Below are 20,554 nucleotides of genomic sequence, written 5' to 3'. Positions count from 1 at the left end.
CCTTCGGTCTTCGGCCTGAATGGGTGACGCCCCGGTGATCCTGGTGGATCGCCGGGGCGTTTTCGGCTTCCGTCAGCGGACCCAGGTGGCCCAGGGCTTCCAGGAGCCGTTAGCGTTGATCATGCTGAACGCGCCGCTGCCGTCCTGGTACTCCCACCAGGAGTAGCCGATGCCCTTGGACTTGTAGAGGGCGACCTTGTCCTTGATGAACTGGTCGTGGCCTGCTGCGCGCGCGCCGATGCCGAACTCGCCGATCCAGATCGGCAGCTTGACCGACTTGGCCATGGCGATCTGGACGTTCAGGTGCTTGGCCAGATTGGCCTTGTTGGCGGGCTTGTAGCCGGTCTTTCCGTCCGAGGCGTTCGGCGAGGTGCCGATGCCGTTACGGTCGTAGCCCGCACCCGCGTTCCCCACGTAGTAGTCGTGGATCGACCAGACGAGATTCGTGCGTTTGGCGGGCTTGAACGAGGTGAACGCGGAGACCGGGACCTTCGCGTCGCCGTAGGTCGGCTCCAGGACGATGGTGGTCTTGGAGTCCTTGGCGCGGATGGCGTTGACGATCTTGGTGTAGTCGGCGAGGACGCTCTTGTGGTCAACCGGCCAGCGGTACGGCTCGTTCACCGGATCGTAGGCTGCGAGCGCCGGGTTCTTGCCGTAGCGGGTCGCGAGCTGCTGGAGGAAACGCAGGCCGTTCGCCGCGACCGCACCCATGCCGTCGGCCTTGCGGGCCCAGGTGGGCACGCGGGACTGGCCCTCGGGCTTGCCGTACAGATGGACGCAGTCGAGCACGACGTAGAGGCCCGCGGCCTTGGCGCGGGCGAGGGCCGTGGAGAGCGTCTTGAAGGCCTTCTCGTTCCAGACGCCCTTGCGCGGCTCGAAGTCGTCCCAGAAGAGGACCATCCGTACGCCCTTGAAGCCCTTGGCCTTGATGGCGTTGTAGGTGGCCTGCTTCCAGGTGTCGGAGGAGTTCTTGTCCCAGATCGGCTGCAGGTTCGGGCCGTTCAGCCGTACGGCCTTGCCGTTGGGGAGGACGAAGGCATCCTTGGCGGTGGCGTGCAGTTTGCTGAGCGCCTGAGCCGCCGGGGCTGCCTGAGCCGCTGGCGCCTCACGGGTGACCTGGGTGGCGTGGGTGGCTGGACCGGCCTCGGCGGCGGTGAGGCCGGTCGAGCGTTCGGTGCCTGAGCAGGCGGTTGCCGTGACCGCGAGGGCCGCAGTGCCTGCAAGGGATATGACTATGCGGTGCATGAGCATCCGTTCATTGGTCAGAAGAGAAGGCCGACCCAGGGCTTCCAGGAATCGTCCTCGTGATTGATCATGCTGAAGGCGCCCGCGTTGTCCTTGTACTCCCACCAGGAGTAGCCAATGCCTTTGGACTTGTAGAGGGCGACCTTGTCCTTGATGAACTGGTCGTGGCCGGACGTGCCGGCGCCGATCCCGAACTCGCCGATCCACACCGGCATGCCGGCCTTGGTCGCCGTGTTGATCTGCACCTGGAGGTGGGCGGCGAGGTCGGCCTTGTGAGCGGGGTCGTAACCGGTGTCGCCGTCGGAGGCGTTGGGGGTGACGCCGATGCCGTTGGAGTTGTAGCCCTCGCCCTTGCCGCCGACGTAGTAGTCGTGGAACGACCAGATCAGATTGGTGCGGTTCGCCGGGGTGAGCCCGGCGAGGTCGGCGTCCGGCACCTTGGCGTCGCCGTAGGTCGGCTCGATCATGATGCTGGTCCTGGTGTCCTTGGCGCGGATGGCGTTAATGATCTTGGTGTAGTCGGCGAGGACGCTCTTGTGGTCAACCGGCCAGCGGTACGGCTCGTTCACCGGGTCGTAGGCGGCGAGCGCCTCGTTGGCGCCGAAGCGGGTGGCCAGTTGCTGGAGGAAACCCAGGCCGTTGGCCGCGACCGCGCCCATGCCGTCGGCGGTCTGGGCCCACGCGGGTACGCGCGACTGGCCCTCGGGCGTGCCGACGAGGTGCACGCAGTCAAAGACCACATAGAGGCCGGCGGCCTTGGCGCGGTTGAGGGCGGTGGAGAGAGTGCTGAACGCGGTCTCGTTCCAGCGGCCCTTGCTCGGCTCGAAGTCGTCCCAGAAGAGCACCATCCGGACCGCGGTGAAGCCCTTGGCCTTGATCTGGTCGTAGGTGTCCTGGCCCCAGGTGCCGGGGTCGTCCGCGCCCCAGATCGGCTGCAGATTGGGGCCGTTCAGCTGCTCGGGGCCGCGGGCGCCGACGAACGCCTGCTTGGCGGTGGTGCGCAGCTTGCCCGCGAGCGCCGTGGCCTTGCCGCCTGTTCCTGATCGGGTGCCTGTGCTTGATCGGGCGCCGGCGAGCGAGCCTTCCTGGCTGGGAGTCGCGGCGGAGCAGGCGGTGACGGCGGCGAACGCGAGGGTGGCGGTGAAGGTGGCGGTGAGTCGACGCATGGGCGGCGGTTCCCTTCGGGGGCGTCGAAGATCAAGATCGTTTGCGGGAACGGACGCTACTGCGATGATCACGTGGCGCGGAGGGCGGGTCGAGAAGATCGTTACCGTTCCGTTGCCCGGCTGGGAATGGCTGAAGGCCGCCCGGACCGGGGGGTCCGAGCGGCCTTCAGCACGTATGCCGGAAGTCGGCCTTCAGCGCGTACGCCGGGGGCCGATCAGCCGGTGATCTTCTTCATGAAGTCGGGATTGGCCTTGGTCCACTCCTCCACGGCTTTGGCCTCCTGACCCTTGTACTTGTTCATGATCAGGTCTTCCAGCGGGAACAGCTGCTGGTCGGCCATCTGGAACTTTTTCAACCAGCCGGTCAGCTCCGGGAAGTCCTTGCTGAAGCCCTGCCGGGCGAGCATGTGGAGCTTCTCGGTGGAGCCGAAGGTGCCCTTCGGGTCGGCCAGCGGCTTGATCGGGAACTTGGAGTACGCCCAGTGCGGCTTCCACAACGTCACCACGATCGGCTGCTTGGCGCTCGTCGCACGGGTGAGCTCGGCCAGCATCGCGGGAGTGCTGCCCTGGATGAGCTTGAACTTGCCGTCCAGGCCGTACCCGGGCATGACCTTGTCCTTGACGATCTTCATCTCGCCCGCGCTGGGCTCGATGCCGATGATCCGGCCCTTGTAGCGCCCGGGGTCGGCGGCCAGGTCGGCGACGCTGTTGGCCGGGTCGTCCTTGGGGACGGCGAGTTGCATGCTGGCGTTGTCGTACCAGGTGCCGAGGTCCTCCATCTTGCTCTTGTACTTGGCGTAGTAGTCGGCGTGGGTGGCAGGGAGCCAGGCGTCGAGGAAGAGGTCGATCTGACCGGCGGCGAGGCCCGAGTAGAGAGGCCCCGCGTCGACCTGCTGGAGCTTGACGGAGTAGCCGCGCTTCTCCAGTTCGCCCTTCCAGAGATAGCTGACGGCGATGTCCTCGTCCCACGGGATGTAGCCGATGGTCAGCTGCTTCTTGCCGTCCTGCCCCTGGTCGCCGCCGGTCAGGCCGAACCCGGCCGAGACCAGCGCCAGCACAAGAACGCCCGCCAGCGCGAACGCGGGCCGTGGCCGGTAGTGCAGTGCCCCCTGCCAGCCGCGAGTGGTGGTCGCCGCCGCGGAGCGGGCACGCGTCACTGGGCTCAGCCTGACGCCGAGCGCGCCGGTCAGCCGGTCCAGGGTGATGGCCAGGATGACCACCGAGAGCCCCGCCTCGAAGCCGCGGCCGACGTCCAGCTGCGTGATCGCGCCGAACACCTCGCCGCCCAGACCGCCCGCGCCGACCATGCCGGCGATGACGACCATGGACAGCGACAGCATGATCACCTGGTTGACGCCGGTCATGATGGTGCCCAGCGCCAGCGGGAGCTGCACCCGGGTCAGGGTGCGGCCGGGCGGGGTGCCGAACGCGTCGGCGGCCTCCACCATCTCCTTGTCGACTTGGCCGATGCCCAGCTGCGTGAGGCGCACTCCCGGAGGAAGCGCGAAGATCACGGTCGCGATGACGCCGGGCACCTCGCCGACCCCGAAGAAGAAGATCGCCGGGATCAGGTAGACGAAGGCGGGCATCGTCTGCATGAAGTCCAGCACCGGCTGGACCACCGTCGCCACACCCGGCCTGCGCGCCGCCAGGATGCCGAGCGGCACCCCGATGACCAGTGCCGCGATGCTCGCCACCAGCACCAACGCCAGTGTCGACATCGCCGATTCCCACTCGCCGAGGTTGTCGATGAGCGCCAGGCCGAGGAAGCTCAGCACCGCGAACAGCGGGCCGCGCAGCCACCACCCCAGCACCGCGACGATGCCGGCCATGGCCAGCGCGGGCGGGCCGGCGAGCACCGACTCCAGCCCGCCGACCAAGCCGCTGACCGCGTCACTGATCGCGTCGAACACCGGCCGGCCGTGGTCGGTCAGGTAGCCGATGGCGTCGTTCACCCAGTCGCCGAGAGGGATCTTACGCACTGGTCATCACCTCCTCGTCGGTGTCGAGCTCGGGCAGCTCGCCGGTCGAACCGTTCAGATTGCCGAGCGCGGCCAGGAGCGTGACCCGAGGGATGACGCCGAGCAGCCGCCCGGCCCCGTCCGTGACGGGCACCGGCAGCGCGCTCTCCGCACTCCGGCTGAACAGCTCCGCCAACGGGGTGTCGGGGCTGACCACCTCCAGCTGTTCGACCAGCCCGTCCAGCGAGCCGGCACCGTCCCGAACCGCCTGCGCGGCCTGCTCGGCGTACACAGCCCCGATCAGCCTGCGGTCCCGTCCGACGACGAACGCGCCGGCGGTCTGGTTCTCTCTCATGGCCCGGACCGCGGCCCTTGGACCGTTCCCAGGATCGACGATCGACAGCGGCTTCTCCATCACCGAGCTCGCCGTGAGCACCCGCGTACGGTCCACGTCCGCCACGAACTGGGCGACATAGTCGTTCGCCGGATCGGTAAGGATCTCCTCGGCGGTCCCGATCTGCATGACGCGCCCGTCCCGGAGCATCGCGATCCGGTCGCCCAGCCGCATCGCCTCGTTCAGGTCATGCGTGATGAACACGATCGTCTTGCCGAGCTCGCTCTGCAGCTCCAGCAAGAGCTCCTGCATCTCCCGCCGGATGAGCGGGTCGAGGGCGCTGAACGCCTCGTCCATGAGCAGGATCTCAGTGCCCGCGGTCAAGGCGCGGGCGATGCCCACCCGCTGCTGCATGCCGCCCGACAGCTCGTCCGGGAACCGATCGCCCCAGCCCTCAAGCCCGACCAGACGCAGATACTCCGTGGCTTTTTCCAGCCGTTCCCGCTTGGGCACGTTCTGCACTTCCAGGGCGTACGCCGCGTTCTCCAGCACCGTCCTGTGGGGGAACAGGGCGAAGTGCTGGAAGACCATGCTGACCTTCTTTTGCCTCAACTCCCTAAGGGGCTTCGGTGGCAACGACGTAAGATCAGTGCCGTCGATCAGAATCTTGCCCGACGTAGGCTCCAGCAGGCCGTTGAGCATCCTGATCAGGGTGGACTTCCCGGACCCGGACAGTCCCATGACCACGAAGATCTCACCCTGATGGACCTCGAACGAGACCTCCACCACAGCGGCCGTGACACCGAGATCGCCAATGTCGGCCCCCGATCCGATCTTCCGGGCCGCCTCAGCCGTCCTCCGGCCGAACAACTTGGTTACGTTTTCCGCGCGCAGTATGGACACGGTCTCCTTTCGGGTCTCCGCGAACACACCACCTGGCACGCGGAAACAAGCCGTTCCCGGGAGGCATCCGACGAAGTAATGGGAGCGTCAACCGGATGCCAACGCTTTGCGGCAACCGAAACTACCTGCGTTCAGCAGATGTTTCATCTTTTGGTGACCTGGCTCACCTCGGTGACCAGAAATCCATACCGGTCCACGATCGTTCCACCCAGCCCCCTGGCCAGCTCGAACGCCCTCGTCGCCGACTCCTCCGAAGCGCCCCTGGCATCGTCGATCCCGACGACATATATGGGCGGCCGCAACGCCACCGCGAGCGGCACTTCCGTCGCCGCCTGCGCCGTGACGGTCAGATCCGGATCATCATTGTCGAACCAGAAGAGCCCCAGCCCCCGGTCCTCCCGGATCACCACCCCGGGCAGGTCGAGCGCCAATGCGAGCTCCGCCGGAAGCAAGACACCCGCCAAGAAAACCCGCAGCAGATCTTCAAGATCGTCCTCGACCACCCCCCGCAGGTGATGGTCCAACCCCCGCTGAAGCAGCTCGTCACCCTTCACAGAGCCGTCCCAGCGCACGACGGCCCCGTTAGTGAGCACCCACCCCCAAGGTCGCCACCTGACCCCGGGGTCGTAGCGCCTCAGCAGCGATTTCACACCTTCGTACGGTGAAAGTTGAGGAAGCTCCGCGACGGCGTCGGCCCCCGCTGGTCCTGGTACCGCGACCCGTACCGCTCCGACCCGTAAGGGAACTCAGCCGGCGAGCTGGTCCGGAACAGGCACATCTGTCCGATCTTCATCCCCGGCCACAGCTTGATCGGCAACGTCGCGACATTCGAAAGCTCCAATGTCACATGCCCGCTGAACCCAGGATCGATCCACCCCGCCGTCGAGTGCGTCAGCAACCCCAGCCGCCCCAGACTCGACTTCCCCTCCAGCCTCGCAGCCAGATCCTCCGGCAACCCGAAGACCTCATACGTAGAGGCGAGCACGAACTCTCCCGGATGGAGCACGAACGCCTCGTCCGACTCCACCTCCACCAACCGAGTCAGATCGCTCTGCTCGATGGCCGGGTCGATGTGCGGGTACTTGTGATTCTCGAAGACCCTGAAGTACCGATCCAACCGCACATCAACGCTGGACGGCTGAACCATGCCCGGCTCGTACGGGTCGATCTTGACCCGCCCGGACTCGAGCTCGGACCTGATATCGCGATCGGAGAGCAGCACGCCAGAAAAGCTACCGTGCCGAGCCCCCACGCGCGCCCACCACACCCCGTCTCCCCAACCGCCCGGATTCCGGTACCATGACCAAGCGGCCGTCCCACCGACGGCCCGCGCGAGTGTAGTTCAATGGCAGAACTCCAGCTTCCCAAGCTGGTAGCGCGGGTTCGATTCCCGTCACTCGCTCCACACACGAAGGCCCAGGCCAGGGACATGATCCCAAGCCCGGGGCTTTCTTCGTAAGAGGCCACCTCACCGCCGCCGTGCCCGCTACGTGCCCGATGCCTCAGCCGTGCCCTTGGGCTTCTTCCTGGCGCCCTTCTTCTTGCTCCGCTTCAGCTCCCGCTTGGCCATCTTGTCCAGCGTCGAGGCGATCTCCTTGTCACGCTCGCGCCGCGCGTGCAGATAGACCTGGGCGGCCCGGGTTGACGAGTGCCCCATCCGGTTCATCAACTCGCCCAGCGAGGCGCCGGACTCCGCCGCGTACGTGTTGCCCGTGTGCCGAAGGTCATGCACGTGGATCTCTCCGATTGGCAGCCCAGCCTTGTCCAACGCCCTGGCCCAATGCTTGGAGAAGTTGCTGCGCCGGAGCTGACCGCCCTTAACCCCGACGAACACGAAACCGGCAGGACCCGGCGCGGAGTACTCCTGCACGTGCGCTCGCAGCTCCGGGATGATCAGCCCCGGAAGCACCACCCGGCGCTTGCTCGCTTCGGACCTAGGAGTCCCCTTCACCAGCGGCCCCAGCTCGTATACGGTCTCGTCGATTCGAACGGTCTGGCCGTCCAGGTCAAGAGCGGCGGCGCTCGCGCCGTTGGCGCGGCCCGCCGCCAGCGCCGCCGGAGCATGCGGCGTGGGCACCGGTCTCCGGCGGCGCGCGCCCGGCCGCGCATCAGCGACGCTGCCGCCCTGCCCCCCGGCTTGCGGCAAGTCACTAGGTCGCGCCGCCGCCGGATGTCACCGCGGATTCGGTCACGCCGTCGGCAACGAGCAAGCTCGCCTACTGGTGCCTACGGCGTCGAAGGCAGCCCGCTCTCACGTTGGCCACGGGCATGTCCCAAAGTGAGCGTCTGCGACTGGGGAACCCCGTGGTTCCCCAGACCCCTCCTGGAGACCGGAGCCCTCATTCGCGTGCCAAGCTCTGTCACACCGTCTCGCCGCTCGCGCGAATCAGCCTCCGGCACGGCGGGAGCGTCTGCTTAGGTCGTGATGAGGCCGAGACCCTCGTGCTCGGCGAAATCCTCGAAGTCCTTTACGTTGAGGGTCGCCAGAGGGAGGCCATAGGTAAGGGCGCAAGCTGCGATCCAGGAGTCGTTGGCCGGACGAGGTCGGCCGCGCCGGATGGCGGCGGCGGAGAGTTGGCCCCATGTGATCGCCACGTCGTCCGTGTAGGGCAGCACGATCACGCCATTCAGCCAGTGGCCGAGTGCCTCGCGATTGCGCCGCCCCCACTGTCGCAGCTCTGCCCACTGGGCCAACTCGCCAAGGGTGACGAATGCGATGCAGGGCTGCTTACCGATCAAGCGGGTCATGACGGGCGGTGGGACGCGACGCTTCAAGCTGAGGGAGGCTACGTCCGTATCGAGGACCACACGATCCATAGACGCCCACGTTAGTCAGCGTGCCGAGCCTCAGTGACGTGTTCCAGAAAGGCGTCTAGCTCTTCATCGGAGTCGAACACGCCATCCTGCGCGAGATCATCGGCGGATGTGACGACCTGGACGTTCTTCTGGCGCGCAAGGTCATCTAGTGAGGTGGAGCCCTTCGGCGGTTCCGCCGCGTAGTGAGCGCTGCCAGCAGTCATCCTGCACCTCCCGTCTTGATCCAGCCGCCTATAACTTCCTTCAGCTTGCTACATCGAGCTACAACTAGCGACAGCTAACCACAGCTAGGGATAGGTAGCGACAGGTAGCGACAGGTAAGCACAGGTGATCAAGGCATGATCACCCTCTGGCATCTATGGGAAGCCCGAGGAGTGGCCGGCGCACGCGCCGCCCACGTGCCCGTTGCGTGCCCGTTGGAGCGGGGATCTGCGGGCGCGTACGGTCGTCAGCGGGGAGATGGTTGCGTTGGTGCAGGTCAGCGGGTTGGCTGGTGGGCAGTGATCAGTGGATGCGGCTTCCCAAGCTGGTAGCGCGGGTTCGATTCCCGTCACTCGCTCCACTGTGATCAAGGCCCTGACCTGCGATGGAACGCCGCCCGGTTGGGGCTTTCACGTTTCGTGGGTGTATGGACGATCACCGATTCCCTTTGCGCGTCCGCGGCGGGGTTCTAGCTTGCGGTCATGGCGAACATCGAATGCCGGCGGCGCAAGGACAAGCGGACGAGTTACCGGGTCAAGTGGCGGCTCGGCGGGACAGGGCAAGGCGCTCCTCAATCGGAGACCTTTCACGACTCGGGGTCTGCCCTGGCGTTCAGGCTGGCAGTCGAGTGACTATGCGCGGCGTTACGCGCGGACGCTGTCCAGCGTGGCGGAACGGACGCGATACGACTATGAGCGTGACCTCCGTAACTACATGCTGTCCAGGTTCGGAGATCTCGATATCCGGGACGGCCACGGGATCGACCGGCATCTGATCCGGCGATGGGTCAACGAACTGCAGGTGGGGCGTGCCCGATCCTGCGCATTCTGCCCAGGTGGCTGCGCCGTCCACACAAGCCCAAGACCATCTGGAACCTGCACGGCCTGCTGTATTCGATCTTCCAGGACGCGATCGAGGCCGACCCGCCGCTGCGCTCGGCCAAATCCCGCCGCTCGTGGCGCCTGGTGGCGGCACTCCAACTTCTACAACCGGCGCTGGCTGCCTTCCCTGCAGGCGCCACCGAGCGTGGCCTCGGCAGGAGCTGTCCCTGGTGATGAAGAGGGGCGGTGAAAGCCGTTGATGCAGGCCAGCACGATCGCCGTGCTGATGGCGGCGGCCAGGGGGGCACCGATGATCGCGAAATCGTCTCCTGCCCCACCTTGCCCGTCTCCACGGTCACGATGCGTTCGGTGTCAGCGAGCGCAGGTGTCCAGGTAGTCGAGGTCGGGCAGGTAGCGGTTCCATTGTTCGCGGTCGAGGCCACCGCGAGTGACCAGGCAGGAGGTTTCTTTCAGGTGGCGGCGCAGATCGTAGGTCGGACGCATGTCCCAGAGGACGACGTCGCCGTCGGACCCGGCGGTCGCCAGTGTGCCGCCGTCAGAGGAGAACGCCAGATGGAAGACGGCGTCCAGGTTGTCGTTCAGCGACGTGCTCAATCGCCTGGGCAGAATGCGGTTGCCGAGGTCCCATAGGTAGACATCGCCGCTGCTCCCGGAGGTCACCATGAGATCGGTCTTCGGCGCGAACGCCAGGGCCACCTTGATGCTGTCGCCGTGGGGGCGCAAGGCGTCGCCGAGTCTTCGGGGACGGGACGGCTCGCGCAGATCCCAGAGGAGGACTGTTCCACGCTTGTCGCCGATGGCGAGCACGTCGCCGGAGGGGGACAGGGCGGCGCTCTGTACGCTGTCGGTGTGTCCGGTGAGGGCCGGGCCTAGCTGTTTCGGTTTATCGAGGTCCGAGATATCCCACAGGCGAGAGCCTTGAGGGGCCGGGTTGGCGTCGCGGGCGCGAGGTGATCGCGTACCTTTGAGGAGTGCGAGCACTCGGCCGTCCGAGGGCCGCCAGATCTCCAGTACGCCCCCCTCGTAGAGCAACCGTGCTGAGCTGCGTGGGCGAGCGGGCTCCCGCAGGTCCCAGGAGATCGTTCCGCTGTCGCCGCCCGCGATCAGCGTTTTTCCGTCAGCGGAGAACGAGAGCGCTCGCACGGTGTCGATGGGAGTGGGGATTGGGGAGCCCAACGGGCGCGGATGGCTTGGATCGGTGAGATCCCAGAGGATGACGGTCCCTTCGGTATCGCCAGAGGACAACAGTTTCCCATCCGGTGAGAAAGCGAGGCCCTCAACTCCATCGCCGGTGTGGCCCTTCAGCGTGCCGAGGCGGCGGGGACGGGCACGGTCGGCGATGTTCCACAACCCGACGGTGTTGTCTCGGCCGCCGGTCGCAAGCATCGTGCCGTCCCGCGACATGTCCAAGGCGTAGACGTCGAGATGCTTCCCGTGGTGGCCGACGAACGGCGGGCCATACGATTGCGGGCGCCCGAGGCGGGCCAGGTTCCAAAGAGTGATACGGCCGGTATCCGACGCACCGCTGACGGCCATTCTGCCGTCTGGAGAGAACGCCATGGCTGTGTCGTATTCGCCGGCGATCAGGCTGTCGACCTGGTCCGGGGAGTCAGGATTTCGGAAGTCCCACAGCACGACGCCCGAATCGCGATCGCCGGTCACTGCGAGGATGGTGCCCTTGGGAGCGAAGCTCACCTGGGAGGTGAATGCGGGCCCTACGGGCTCGCTCGCGGGTCGAATGTTCCTCGGATCGCTTACGTCCCAGAGCGTGGTGCCTTTGAAGCCTCCATGGATGGCGAGCATCCTGCCGTCGCCAGAGAATGAGAGACCGCCTGCTGCGAGCCGCGGTTCAAAACGCCCGAGCAGCCGTGGCTCTGAGCGCTGTCGGATATCCCAAAGGGTCACCGGATCCCTGTAGTCGCTGGGGGCGACGGCGATTCTGCCGCCGTCTGAGGAGAAGGCGACGAGGATCAAGCCTTTGGACTGGGACGCGAATGCGGGCCCGGACGGGCGGACGCGGGTGGGATCGGTGAGGTCCCATAGCTGAAGCTCGCGGTTCTTCTCGGTCGTCATGGCCAGGGCACTTCCGTCCCGCGATATCGCTACCGTGCTCGTCCGGTACTTCTTGCCTTTGACCGGATTGCCTGCCGGGCGTGGCCGGGACGGGTCGGTCAGGTCCCAGACGGCGATGAAGCCGGCATTGCCGGCGGTGACGAGCCGGCGGTCGCCCGAGGAGAAGCCGATTGTGTTGACCGGCGAGTCGAATGCGGCGAAGGGCCGGCCCAGAGTACGCGGGCGCAGGGGATCGCGGAGGTCCCAGAGCATGACCTGCCCGTTGACGTATCCGGCCGCGAGGTAGCGCTCGCTCGGAGAGTAGGCGATGGAGCTGACCGAGGTGCTCACCCCTGTGAGCTGACCGGCGTACGGCGTGGTGGTGATGGCCCTTTGCAGGTAGGCGTTGGTTTCAGGGTCGGGGTTGATGCGTTGGGCGGCCACGTTGAGGCGCAGAGCGGTCTGGGGATCGGTCTCCAAGGCGGCTTCGGCTTTGGCGACGAGTTCCCGCGCAGTGGCGATCTTCTCCTGCTGCCGCGCCGTTTGACTTTGGAGAACGGCCAGGCCCGCCAGGACGAGGGCCGCCGCGATGAGGCCCGAGAGCGTGGCCAGGGTCAGACGACGCCGACGTGTGCCTCGGGCCTCTGCGCGCACGCTCTCATCCAGGAACTCCCGCGCGGTGCCGGTCAGGGGCGTGTCCCGCCAGCGTGGTTCGGCCTGACGCGCGGCGGCCAGCTCGACGCCTCGGTACAAGTAGGACGTGGCGCGTTCTTCGCGGTTCCACCGTTCGGCTTCGTCGATCAACCGGCTGCGGATTGCCTGGCCGGTCACGTCCGGCTCCATCCATTCGCGCAGGGCGGGCCAGTTGGTCAGGAGGGAGTCGTGGGAGATCTGGACCGCGTCGCTGTCGACGACGATCAGCCGGCGCCGGGCGAAAACCTCCAGGACCTCCTCCAGCTCTCCAATCTCCGCCAGAGCCGTACGCGGCATGGTCCGGCGGGTCAGCCTGCCGTCCGGTGAGACCGCGGTCAGCTGCTGGAACAGTCGGCGGGCCAGGTTCTTGCGCTCGTCGTCGAGTTCGGCGTAGGCAGCCTCGGCGCTCGATGCCACGGCGCGAGTGACGCCGCCAGTGATGGCGTAGCCGCGGTTGGTGAGGCGGTTTCCTTCGCGGTGTTCCCAGACGGTGAGCATCGTCTGGGACAGCAGTGGCAAGGCTCCCGCGTCGAAACCGGTGGGTGTGCGCAACTCCCCCAGAATGGTGTCGACAAGGCCGGATTCGATCTCCAGCCCGGCCGTCTCCGCAGGCACTGTGATGGCCGAGCGCAGCTCGGGCTCGCTCATCGGGCCGAGGATGAACGGGCCCTGGCGCAAGGCTTCGACCAGCTCGGGGTGGTCGGCGCATCGGTCGATGACGTCGCCGCGTACCGCGATGATCACGAGTGCGGCGGGAGGGTCCGCGGTCGCGGCGGCGTGCAGAGCCGCGACGAACGCGGTGCGCTGGGCAGCCGCGTCCTCGCCGCCTGTTGCGAAGACCTCTTCGAACTGGTCCACCACGAGGATCAGGCGGCCCCCGGCGGGAAGCTCGCGTCGGCGCGCGTCGTGGTCGACCGCCTGCCGCACAAGCAGGGAGGCGTCGGCCGGATCGCCTTCCAACCTGTCCAGAACGGTCCTGGCATCGAGTCCGGCCAGGCCCGCGAGCAGGCCGGCGAGGTTGGTCAACGGCGCGCGGGTGGGCTGGTCCATGACATGGCGCGGCCACAGGCGTGCGGGCTCAGACAGGCCGCCGCGCGCGATCGCAGGGGAGAGCCCGGCGCGCAGCAGCGACGACTTTCCTGCTCCGGACGCGCCGGTGACGATGAGGAGGCCCGGTCGGGTCAGGCGCTGCGACAGTGTGCTGACCAGTTGCGCAGTCATCTCCTCGCGTCCGACGAACACATCGGCGTCGGCCTCGCTGTAGGTCGCCAGACCCTTGTAAGGGCTTCCGCCCCTCCACCGTGCGCCGTCGGACGCGTCGCCAGCCGGGATCCGGCGTTCGATCAGCGCAAGCCGGTCGAGCAGGAGCCGGGTGTCGGTCGCCTGCCGGTACTGCAGCCCGACCGCCGTCTGGAGTTCGGCCCGCTGCTGGTCGATGCCTTCGCGGATGCGCATCAACTGGCTCGCCAGATCGGTCAAAACGAAGGAGAACTCAGCGAACTCTGTACCGAGCCCGGCCAAGCCCTCTTCCAGCGCCACCTGGAGCTCGCGGTCACCGCTCTGGACGGCCGCCTCGATCGCAGTCCCGACCAACCCCAACTCGCGGAGCACACCCGCAAGCTCGGCGCGCAGCCGCTCCGCGGTCGCGTCACCGGCAGCCAGCACCTCCCGGAACCGGCGCTCGAGCTCCTCCTGAGCTTCCTCACGCGTCGGCTCACGGCCACGCAGGCTGTCGACAGCGCCCCTCACCACGTCGGTCAGCACATTCCCACCGACCGCCGTAGCGGCACCGACACCAGCACTGACCAGCGCGGAGACGCCCAAACCCGAGACAAGCAAGGGCGCGAACGCCGCCGCCGACAACACCGCCAGCAACGCAGGCGGCGTCCACGAACGCACCTTCACCCCAGCTGAGCGCACCGATCGGGCGACGCCCTCACGCGCAAGATCCGCATCGCTCACATCCGCAACTATCCCCCGCCGGAAGCATCACGTAATGGGGCATCTAACACTTGGCCACCTTCGGAACTACTCCACAGGAAGGTCATCACATGGGTCCCGCACGGGGCCGCCTGGCCAAGTGCAATCAGTTGGTGTGGACGCGGGGGTCTCCAGGTGAAGACGTTCCCTTTCGCGCGCACAACCCTGTTCGGTCGCGTGCTGCCTGCGCGGCTATCTGGCCGGCTGGTCTGGCATTCCCAGTACCTGCCGCAAGTCTGACGGCTAGGGGTGCCGTTACGTGAGACGCGAGTTGAGCAGACTGTCTGTCGGGTGAATGTGTCAGTATGGGGGCATGGCATCCCGGAAGTATCAGCAGGTGCTGCGCGCTGAGGCCGCGGAGCAGACCAGGCGTCGGATTCTGGAGGCGGTCGGCCGGTGTCTGCGCGAGGTGCCGACCGAGCAGCCGAGCCTGGGTCGGGTGGCTGAGCTGGCCAAGGTGTCGCGGTCGACGATCTACGCTGATTTCGGTTCGCGGTCGGGTCTGTTCGACGCTTTCGTGGCCGATCTTTGGGAGCGCACCGGTCTGGGTGAGCTCGGCCGGGCGGTGGACGCCGCTGACGCGCGTGATCACCTGCGTGAGGGCATCCGGGCGGCCAGCCGGATGAAGGGTCAGGAGTTGGCGGTCTATCGCGTGCTGCATGCCATGGATCGGCTGGATCCTGAGTCGGCCGGCGGTGCCGTGCGCCATATGGAGATTGACCGGCGGGCGGGCATGCAGAGCCTGGCTGAGCACCTGGAACGGGAGGGTGAGCTGCGTGAGGGGCTCACTGTCGAGGAGGCGGTCGACGCGCTGTGGGTGCTGACGAGCTTTGAGAGCCTGGACCTGCTGGTGACCGGCCGCAGCCACACGGTCGACGAGGCGATTGACATCCTGGTGGACATGGCCGAGCGAGCCGTGTGCCGGACGCCGGACACCCCGGCTGCACGCAGCCGGGGCGCCTGACGTCGAGTCGGGCTGGCCTCACAAGACCACCACGAGGCTGAACAGCAGCAGGCCGGGATGTTGTCACTGTCCGGGGCGTGCGTCTTGATGGTCGGCGCTCAGCCGTGCGGGTGTGTCCCCAAGGCTTGGTGGGCCAGGTCCGCCTCGAGTTCGGCGAGGAGGCGGCCGCTGGCGGCGTCGGCGCGCAGGGCGGCGCCGAGCCGGGCCGCGCCGGCGGCGAACGAGCGGTCTTCGAGGACCGTGCGGACGGCGTGGGCTATCCGCGCCGGTGACGCGGCGCGCGGCACCGACAGTCCGGCGCCGCGGTGGACCACGCGCGCCGCGTTATCCGCCTGGTCCCGGCCGTGTGGCAGGACCACGACGGGCACGCCCGTGACGAACGACTTCACGAGTGTGCCGTGGCCGCCGTGAGTCACGGCGAGCGCGGCGTCGCGGAGCACGCGCGTGTGTGGTGCGGCCGCCACGACCGCGACGTTCGGCGGCGCCATGATCGTGCCTGGGTCGATGACCGGCCCGGTGGTGACCAGAGCCCGCACCGGGAGTTCCGCAAGGGCGTTCACGACCCGCTGCAGGGTCTCCGTCTGGCTCTGGAACGTGGTCGACATCGACACCAGTACGAGCGGTGCGTCGCCGGGTGGTGCCGTGTCCGGACCAATCGCCCAGGCCGGGTCGTCGAGGACCGGGCCCACGTAGCGTGCCGACGGCGGCAACTGGGCCGGGAAGTCGAAGGCCGCACTGGTGAGCAGGAGTTGACGTCGCGCCGCGTGCACCTGGTCCTGGTAATGCGCGATCGGCCCGAGACCGTGGCTGCTGCGCACTGCGTTGAGGCCGGGCAGGGCGGCGCGGTCCCAGGTCCGCTGCGACAGGGCGGCGACGACGCGGTCGCGCAGGCGTCCCCAGGCACCCCGCGCGGGGGCGAACCCGGGCCCGAACGGCGGCAGGCCCGCAACCGGCAGCGGGTAGATGTTGGGCATCAACACGTCGAACGGCGTCCCGGCGGCCTCTGCGGCGATCATGGCGCCGAACGCGAAGAACGAGGTGAGCACCAGGTCGGGGCGGTCGGCGCTGATCGCCCGCGTCACGTCGTGCGCGTAGCCCTCCGCCGGACCGGAGACGAGGTGGGCGACCATCGCCCGGACCAGGGCCGGTGGACTGGTCAACTCCCACTCACGGTACGGCGCGTGCTCGGGTCGGTGGTCGGGGCGGTTGAGCCCGTGCTCCCAGCGGAGGAACGTGGCTCCGGTGTCGGCCGCGGCCGCGGCCATCGAGTCCTCACCGAGGACGGTCACACGGTGGCCGCGCTCCACGAGGCGCCGGGCCACGCCCAGCTCGGGCGCGACGGTGCCGCTGCCTCCGTCCGTGAGGGCGAACAGGTAGGTGTTGCTCATGGGTGATCAGCTCTCTTCTCGGCGGGCGAGCGCACCGCTGGGCTCGAAACCGTGGTGACGGTCAGGATCGGATGTGTCGGCGCGGAAGGCCCGCGCCAGCAGGACGGCACAGATGGCGAGCGTCCAGACCAGGAACAGGGAATAGCCGACCAGCCAGAAGGGGCTGGTCCAGACGGCCCGAGCCGCGACCGCGCAGATTCCCGCGACGGCGCCCATCCAGGCGACCCAGGCGGGCGCCAGCCGGTGGGTCCGCAGCGCGCAGCCGGTCACGACGGTGAACCCACCGAGGGCCACCCAGGCCGTGGCGAACGACAGGTTGCCAAGGTCGAAGGCGAGCCGCGCCAGATCGGGGTTGAGCCCCTCCTCCACGCGGGTCGCGGCCAGCTCCCAGCCCACGCCGACAGCCAGGGCGTACCCCAGTCCGCAGGCGAGTACGAGCGGCGCGCGCCAGTCGCGGCGCAGTAGCGAGGCCAGCCCGCCTGCGAAGAACAGCGCGGCCAGGACGCTGAGCGCCGACAGGTAGCTGCCGGCCGCCATGAGGCTCGGATCGTTGGCCGCGAAGAACGTGTGGATCTCGCTGGCCGGAGCGTCGAACGCGGGCTCGGCCGCCTCCGTTGAGATCAGCGCCTGGCCGGTGAACTGCAGGGCCAGCATCGCGACGCCGGCCAGGCCGGTGGTCACCAGCTGGCTGCGGGCACCGCGGCGAGGTACCTCGTCCAGCTCGAGACCCGGCGACGGGGTGGTGCTCGTGGTGGTGGTGCTCATGCTCTCTCCTGGGGAGTCGGTACGGGCGCGTCGGGACGTCGGGCCGTTGAGGAGTCGCCTACCAGCAACGGCTGCTGCCGGTAGGCGACCGGGACGGAGGTGATCGGGTCGTCGAGTTCGACGTCGTGGCGCCGCCGGGCAACGGCGCGGACGTAGCCGAGGTAGCGCCCCCGGTCGGCCTCGAGCGCCTGGATCTCCGGCTTGTTGTCGGGGGCAACCGCGCGTTGCCACTGCAGCCAGAGCCGCCAACCCTCGTCCATGGCGTCGGCCCGCTCGACATCGACGATGCCGCTGCGCGACCAGTGCCGGTGCCACCACTCGGGTGCGTGCAGGCAGGCGAGGCTCGGCTCCCACCAGTGCCGCAGATGCGAGGGCGGGTCGACCGGGGTCTCCTGCACCACGCCGGCGCCGGCGATCCCGATCTGCCCACCGGGCTTCACCAGGCGCGCCAGGTAGCCGAGATAGAGGTCGTCCGTGCCGTAGTAGACGTAGGAGTCGACGCTGACGACGACATCGAAGAAGTCGCGGGCGAACGGCAGGGCGCGCGCGTCGGCGTGGATCGGGAAGACGCCGTCCTCAACACCGGCGTCCCGGATCCGCTGGGCGCGCTCGTCGACGCTGAACCACAGGTCGGTCGACCACACCTGGACGCCGAACTCCCGGTGCAGGAACACCGAAGACGCGCCTCGCCCGCAGCCGAGGTCGAGCACCCGCATTCCAGGCCGCAGGTCGATGACTTCGGACAGCCATTCGGTGAGCCAGAGCGAGTGGGCTCCGCCGCTGATGCTCGACCGCACCCAATCAGGGTGGTAGCGGGACGAGCGCGGGAACCGGCGCGAGTCGAGCGAGCCGGGATGGGGCGTCATGCCGCACCCGTCATGGTCGTAACCCGGTGGTCGAGGACCTCGTCGACCGCGCGCTCGAGCTCGGCCACGGTCCCAGGCACGTCGCTCACCCGATACCACCTAGCCACCGGGACCGCGTCTGGCCGCACCAGCAGCCCGCCGCCGGCGTGGAGGCCGAGCGCATGAGCGGGGGCACGGGGCAGCGTCACGACGTCCACCGGAACTCCGCGATCGACGCGGGCGACGGCCGCCCGCCAGGCGGTGTCGTCGTCGCCGACGAAGAGGGTGAGCCCGTCGCCCACCAGGTCCAGCGTCGAGACCGGCGAAAGGCCGGGCGCACCCGGCCCGACCCAGGCGTGCTGCAGGCGACCACCGAGGTCGCGGAGGAGCTCGGTGAGGACGGCGTGGCAATGACCCTGCGGGTCGGCGGCCCGGGCGACGTCGTCGGCCATCAGCGGCCGCACCTCCGCCTCGTAGGTGTCGAGGAAGTGAGCCGGCGCCCAGCCCCGCAGGACCCAGGCAAGGCGCCACCCGATCGCGAGCCCGCCGCGCACGGCCATGGCCAGGCCGTTGCCACCCCGCGGCGTGACCCGGTGTGCGGCATCCCCGGCCAGGAACACCCGGCCGGACGAAAAGGCCGTCGACAGCTTGACGTCGGCTGTGAATGCGCTCTGGCGCACCAGGTGGACGGGCAGATCGGGCACCCCGGAAGCGAGCCGGATCCGTTCCGCGAGCGCTTCGGGATGCGCGAGCGCCTCCACGTCGTCGTCGGGCCTGAGGACCACGCCGAACTGCCACCGGGTGCCGCCGCCGGAGGGGATGAGCACGCCCGCGCCGTCCGGGTGGCTGATCGAGTAGAGCGCGTAGCGGTGCGGACCGAGGACCGGCCACAGCGGCGCACGGAACTCGACGCTGATCCCGCGCATCAGCCCTTCCACCCCCGCGGACGCGATGCCCAGGTGCTCGCGGGTCGGGCTGTGGGCGCCGTCCGCCGCGACGACGTACGCCGCGCTGATCTGTTCGACCGCTTTGCTGCCATGGCCGCCGGCGCCCCGGACCGAGAGCCGCACGCCCCCCTCGTCTTGGCTGACCCCGACGACCTCCGCGCCCCGGCGGACCGGGCGGCCAGTCAATCGGGCGAAGTGGTCGGCGAGCACCTGCTCGAGGTGGTCCTGCGGCACCCGGGCAGCGGCCGTCGGGCTGACCACGGAACTCTGCGCCAGGTCGGGCACGTTGATCGGCACCCGAATGCCATCGCGGGCCTCGGCGACGGTGCGGGTCTGAAGAAGGGCGAGATCGACTTCGTCGGCCCCGGCCCGCAGTTCCTCCTCCAGCCCCCAGCCGCGGAAGATCTCCATCTGTCGGACAGTCACCCCCACGGCGCGGGGAAGCGCGGACACCTCGGCCCGTTTGTCGAGCACGAGCACATCGAGACCGTGGTGGGCCAGCTGCGTGGCAGCGACCAGGCCGGCCGGTCCAGCGCCGATGACCACGACCTCGTGGTGGTGCGACCGCGTAGTGCGGTGAGTCATGTCGGTGACCCTTTTCGGAAGACAATGAGTACGGTGAAATTGACTATGAAGGTTCGCCGAACACGCTGTCAAGTGAATAGAGGGGCAGACCGCACCGGCCGAGGGGAGCCTGTGGACAGCCGTTGGTGCTGAGAATGGTGTTGTGTAAGGGGACGCCCCAACGGAACACCACGCCTCCGAACAAACCGTCTATCACCTGCACTGGCATGCTGTGCTCGGCCGCACCGGCGATGGTCTCCACCTGCCTTGGACAAAGGAGGAACTGGCCGATGACTGATCCCGACCTGGATGTGGCGGCTCGGCTCGCAGACGTCACCGCGAACCTCGACGCCTACATCGAGGCGAAAGCAACCGAGATCGCCGCCGCGCGCATCGCCGCTGTCGAAGAACGTGCTGAGCGCAAGCTCGCAGAGATGCGGGCCGAACATGCCACCGAGATGCAGCGTTCGGAGGATCTGATCGCTGAGCTTCGACGGCAACTGAAGCCTTTGGCCCGCCACATGGAGGTCTGCATGGAGTCCAGGGCGGAGCGGGCGCGGGAAGCCGAAGCCGGCGGAGATGGACAGCTCCTTTTGGAGGCTGCCCGCCAGGTCATCAATGAGCAGCGGGTCGACCAGAACTGGATCCAACGGCACGTCCAGGTCGGGTTTGCCACGGCGGGCCGGCTTCTGACGCTGCTGGAGGAGCACGGCGTGATCGGTCCTGTGCCGGCGACCAGGTCCGGGCAGCGGCAGGTGCTGGTGCCCAAGGACCGTCGGAATGCGGAGTTGGAGCGGCTCCGCGCGGTCGTTGAGGGCGGTCACGACGATGCCTGAGCCGACCGGTCAGCCCACATGGGAGGACCGGCCCGGCTTGCTGGCAGAGCT

At 68.1% G+C, this 20,554-nt stretch carries 18 protein-coding genes and 1 tRNA gene; 5 read left to right on the top strand and 14 right to left on the bottom strand.

The features are described 5' to 3' along the window. Positions 1 to 72: 72 nt before the first annotated feature. From F8566_RS16945 to dcd, 6 genes are all read right to left on the bottom strand, one after another. Positions 73 to 1,245, bottom strand: coding sequence for a glycoside hydrolase family 5 protein (locus tag F8566_RS16945; protein ID WP_192809704.1), 1,173 nt, complete (start codon positions 1,243 to 1,245; stop codon positions 73 to 75). A 17-nt stretch (positions 1,246 to 1,262) separates the two neighbouring features. Continuing rightward, on the bottom strand, positions 1,263 to 2,411 hold the full coding sequence (locus tag F8566_RS16940) for a glycoside hydrolase family 5 protein (RefSeq protein WP_151561197.1): 1,149 nt from the start codon (positions 2,409 to 2,411) through the stop codon (positions 1,263 to 1,265). A gap of 215 nt (positions 2,412 to 2,626) precedes the next feature. Beyond that, positions 2,627 to 4,393, bottom strand: a complete 1,767-nt coding sequence (locus F8566_RS52950; protein ID WP_151561196.1) for an ABC transporter permease/substrate binding protein — start codon at positions 4,391 to 4,393, stop codon at positions 2,627 to 2,629. After that, on the bottom strand, positions 4,386 to 5,576 hold the full coding sequence (locus tag F8566_RS16930) for a quaternary amine ABC transporter ATP-binding protein (protein ID WP_404800309.1): 1,191 nt from the start codon (positions 5,574 to 5,576) through the stop codon (positions 4,386 to 4,388). The genes F8566_RS52950 and F8566_RS16930 overlap by 8 nt, the downstream gene beginning before the upstream one ends. Positions 5,577 to 5,752: 176 nt before the next feature. Further along, entirely contained in the window at positions 5,753 to 6,202 is a 450-nt protein-coding gene (locus F8566_RS16925; RefSeq protein WP_151561194.1) for a hypothetical protein, read from the bottom strand. Positions 6,203 to 6,255: 53 nt separating this feature from the next. Further along, positions 6,256 to 6,831 carry a dCTP deaminase gene (gene dcd / locus F8566_RS16920; protein WP_151561193.1) on the bottom strand — a complete coding sequence of 192 codons (576 nt, stop codon included), beginning with the start codon at positions 6,829 to 6,831 and terminating at the stop codon, positions 6,256 to 6,258. 109 nt (positions 6,832 to 6,940) lie between these two features. On the opposite strand from dcd, the gene F8566_RS16915 reads away from it, so the two are divergent. Continuing rightward, positions 6,941 to 7,014, top strand: a tRNA-Gly gene (locus tag F8566_RS16915). Between the two features lie 81 nt (positions 7,015 to 7,095). Here the strand turns inward: F8566_RS16915 and F8566_RS16910 are convergent. The 3 genes from F8566_RS16910 to F8566_RS16900 all read right to left on the bottom strand — a co-directional run bounded on the left by F8566_RS16910 (position 7,096) and on the right by F8566_RS16900 (position 8,629). Beyond that, a complete protein-coding gene (locus tag F8566_RS16910; protein WP_225993254.1) occupies positions 7,096 to 7,686 on the bottom strand; it encodes a tyrosine-type recombinase/integrase in 591 nt (196 codons plus the stop codon). A 338-nt stretch (positions 7,687 to 8,024) separates the two neighbouring features. Then, positions 8,025 to 8,426: a type II toxin-antitoxin system VapC family toxin gene (locus F8566_RS16905; RefSeq protein WP_151561191.1), complete on the bottom strand. Its 402-nt coding sequence runs from the start codon at positions 8,424 to 8,426 to the stop codon at positions 8,025 to 8,027. An 11-nt stretch (positions 8,427 to 8,437) separates the two neighbouring features. Continuing rightward, entirely contained in the window at positions 8,438 to 8,629 is a 192-nt protein-coding gene (locus F8566_RS16900; protein ID WP_151561190.1) for a hypothetical protein, read from the bottom strand. Positions 8,630 to 9,109: 480 nt separating this feature from the next. Between F8566_RS16900 and F8566_RS49855 the strand changes: the two genes are divergently transcribed. Both F8566_RS49855 and F8566_RS16895 read left to right on the top strand, forming a co-directional pair. Beyond that, positions 9,110 to 9,259, top strand: a complete 150-nt coding sequence (locus F8566_RS49855) for a hypothetical protein (RefSeq protein WP_192809703.1) — start codon at positions 9,110 to 9,112, stop codon at positions 9,257 to 9,259. 150 nt (positions 9,260 to 9,409) lie between these two features. Continuing rightward, complete coding sequence (locus tag F8566_RS16895; RefSeq protein WP_151561189.1) at positions 9,410 to 9,682, top strand: hypothetical protein; 273 nt, start codon at positions 9,410 to 9,412, stop codon at positions 9,680 to 9,682. 138 nt (positions 9,683 to 9,820) lie between these two features. Here F8566_RS16895 and F8566_RS16890 read toward each other — a convergent pair whose 3' ends face one another. Next, on the bottom strand, positions 9,821 to 14,176 hold the full coding sequence (locus F8566_RS16890) for an nSTAND1 domain-containing NTPase (protein WP_151561188.1): 4,356 nt from the start codon (positions 14,174 to 14,176) through the stop codon (positions 9,821 to 9,823). Between the two features lie 331 nt (positions 14,177 to 14,507). On the opposite strand from F8566_RS16890, the gene F8566_RS16885 reads away from it, so the two are divergent. Continuing rightward, complete coding sequence (locus F8566_RS16885; RefSeq protein WP_151561187.1) at positions 14,508 to 15,158, top strand: TetR/AcrR family transcriptional regulator; 651 nt, start codon at positions 14,508 to 14,510, stop codon at positions 15,156 to 15,158. A 98-nt stretch (positions 15,159 to 15,256) separates the two neighbouring features. On the opposite strand, the gene F8566_RS16880 is transcribed toward F8566_RS16885, so the two are convergent. Genes F8566_RS16880 through F8566_RS16865 form a run of 4 tightly spaced genes read right to left on the bottom strand, consistent with a single transcriptional unit; the run spans position 15,257 to position 19,688 of the window. After that, positions 15,257 to 16,546, bottom strand: coding sequence for a glycosyltransferase (locus tag F8566_RS16880; RefSeq protein WP_151561186.1), 1,290 nt, complete (start codon positions 16,544 to 16,546; stop codon positions 15,257 to 15,259). A gap of 6 nt (positions 16,547 to 16,552) precedes the next feature. Next, on the bottom strand, positions 16,553 to 17,311 hold the full coding sequence (locus tag F8566_RS16875) for a hypothetical protein (protein ID WP_151561185.1): 759 nt from the start codon (positions 17,309 to 17,311) through the stop codon (positions 16,553 to 16,555). Beyond that, on the bottom strand, positions 17,308 to 18,177 hold the full coding sequence (locus tag F8566_RS16870) for an SAM-dependent methyltransferase (protein WP_151561184.1): 870 nt from the start codon (positions 18,175 to 18,177) through the stop codon (positions 17,308 to 17,310). Before F8566_RS16870 ends, F8566_RS16875 begins: the two co-directional genes overlap by 4 nt. Continuing rightward, positions 18,174 to 19,688: an FAD-dependent monooxygenase gene (locus F8566_RS16865; RefSeq protein WP_151561183.1), complete on the bottom strand. Its 1,515-nt coding sequence runs from the start codon at positions 19,686 to 19,688 to the stop codon at positions 18,174 to 18,176. Before F8566_RS16865 ends, F8566_RS16870 begins: the two co-directional genes overlap by 4 nt. A 269-nt stretch (positions 19,689 to 19,957) precedes the next feature. On the opposite strand from F8566_RS16865, the gene F8566_RS16860 reads away from it, so the two are divergent. Next, positions 19,958 to 20,503, top strand: coding sequence for a DNA translocase FtsK (locus F8566_RS16860; RefSeq protein ID WP_192809702.1), 546 nt, complete (start codon positions 19,958 to 19,960; stop codon positions 20,501 to 20,503). Positions 20,504 to 20,554 lie beyond the last annotated feature (51 nt).

The sequence above is a fragment of the Actinomadura rudentiformis genome (assembly GCF_008923185.1).
In the GTDB taxonomy this organism is placed as follows: Bacteria; Actinomycetota; Actinomycetes; order Streptosporangiales; family Streptosporangiaceae; genus Spirillospora; species Spirillospora rudentiformis.
This window is presented reverse-complemented; position numbering and strand designations above follow the sequence as displayed.

What these genes read in the sequence shown, in the direction of transcription:
- F8566_RS16945 (WP_192809704.1), bottom strand. Translation starts at nt 1,245, where the DNA reads ATGCACCGCATAGTCATATCCCTTGCAGGCACTGCGGCCCTCGCGGTC.
- F8566_RS16940 (WP_151561197.1), bottom strand. Translation starts at nt 2,411, where the DNA reads ATGCGTCGACTCACCGCCACCTTCACCGCCACCCTCGCGTTCGCCGCC.
- F8566_RS16905 (WP_151561191.1), bottom strand. Translation starts at nt 8,426, where the DNA reads ATGGATCGTGTGGTCCTCGATACGGACGTAGCCTCCCTCAGCTTGAAG.
- F8566_RS16900 (WP_151561190.1), bottom strand. Translation starts at nt 8,629, where the DNA reads ATGACTGCTGGCAGCGCTCACTACGCGGCGGAACCGCCGAAGGGCTCC.
- F8566_RS49855 (WP_192809703.1), top strand. Translation starts at nt 9,110, where the DNA reads ATGGCGAACATCGAATGCCGGCGGCGCAAGGACAAGCGGACGAGTTAC.
- F8566_RS16895 (WP_151561189.1), top strand. Translation starts at nt 9,410, where the DNA reads ATGGGTCAACGAACTGCAGGTGGGGCGTGCCCGATCCTGCGCATTCTG.
- F8566_RS16885 (WP_151561187.1), top strand. Translation starts at nt 14,508, where the DNA reads ATGGCATCCCGGAAGTATCAGCAGGTGCTGCGCGCTGAGGCCGCGGAG.
- F8566_RS16880 (WP_151561186.1), bottom strand. Translation starts at nt 16,546, where the DNA reads ATGAGCAACACCTACCTGTTCGCCCTCACGGACGGAGGCAGCGGCACC.
- F8566_RS16875 (WP_151561185.1), bottom strand. Translation starts at nt 17,311, where the DNA reads ATGAGCACCACCACCACGAGCACCACCCCGTCGCCGGGTCTCGAGCTG.
- F8566_RS16870 (WP_151561184.1), bottom strand. Translation starts at nt 18,177, where the DNA reads ATGACGCCCCATCCCGGCTCGCTCGACTCGCGCCGGTTCCCGCGCTCG.
- F8566_RS16865 (WP_151561183.1), bottom strand. Translation starts at nt 19,688, where the DNA reads ATGACTCACCGCACTACGCGGTCGCACCACCACGAGGTCGTGGTCATC.
- F8566_RS16860 (WP_192809702.1), top strand. Translation starts at nt 19,958, where the DNA reads ATGACTGATCCCGACCTGGATGTGGCGGCTCGGCTCGCAGACGTCACC.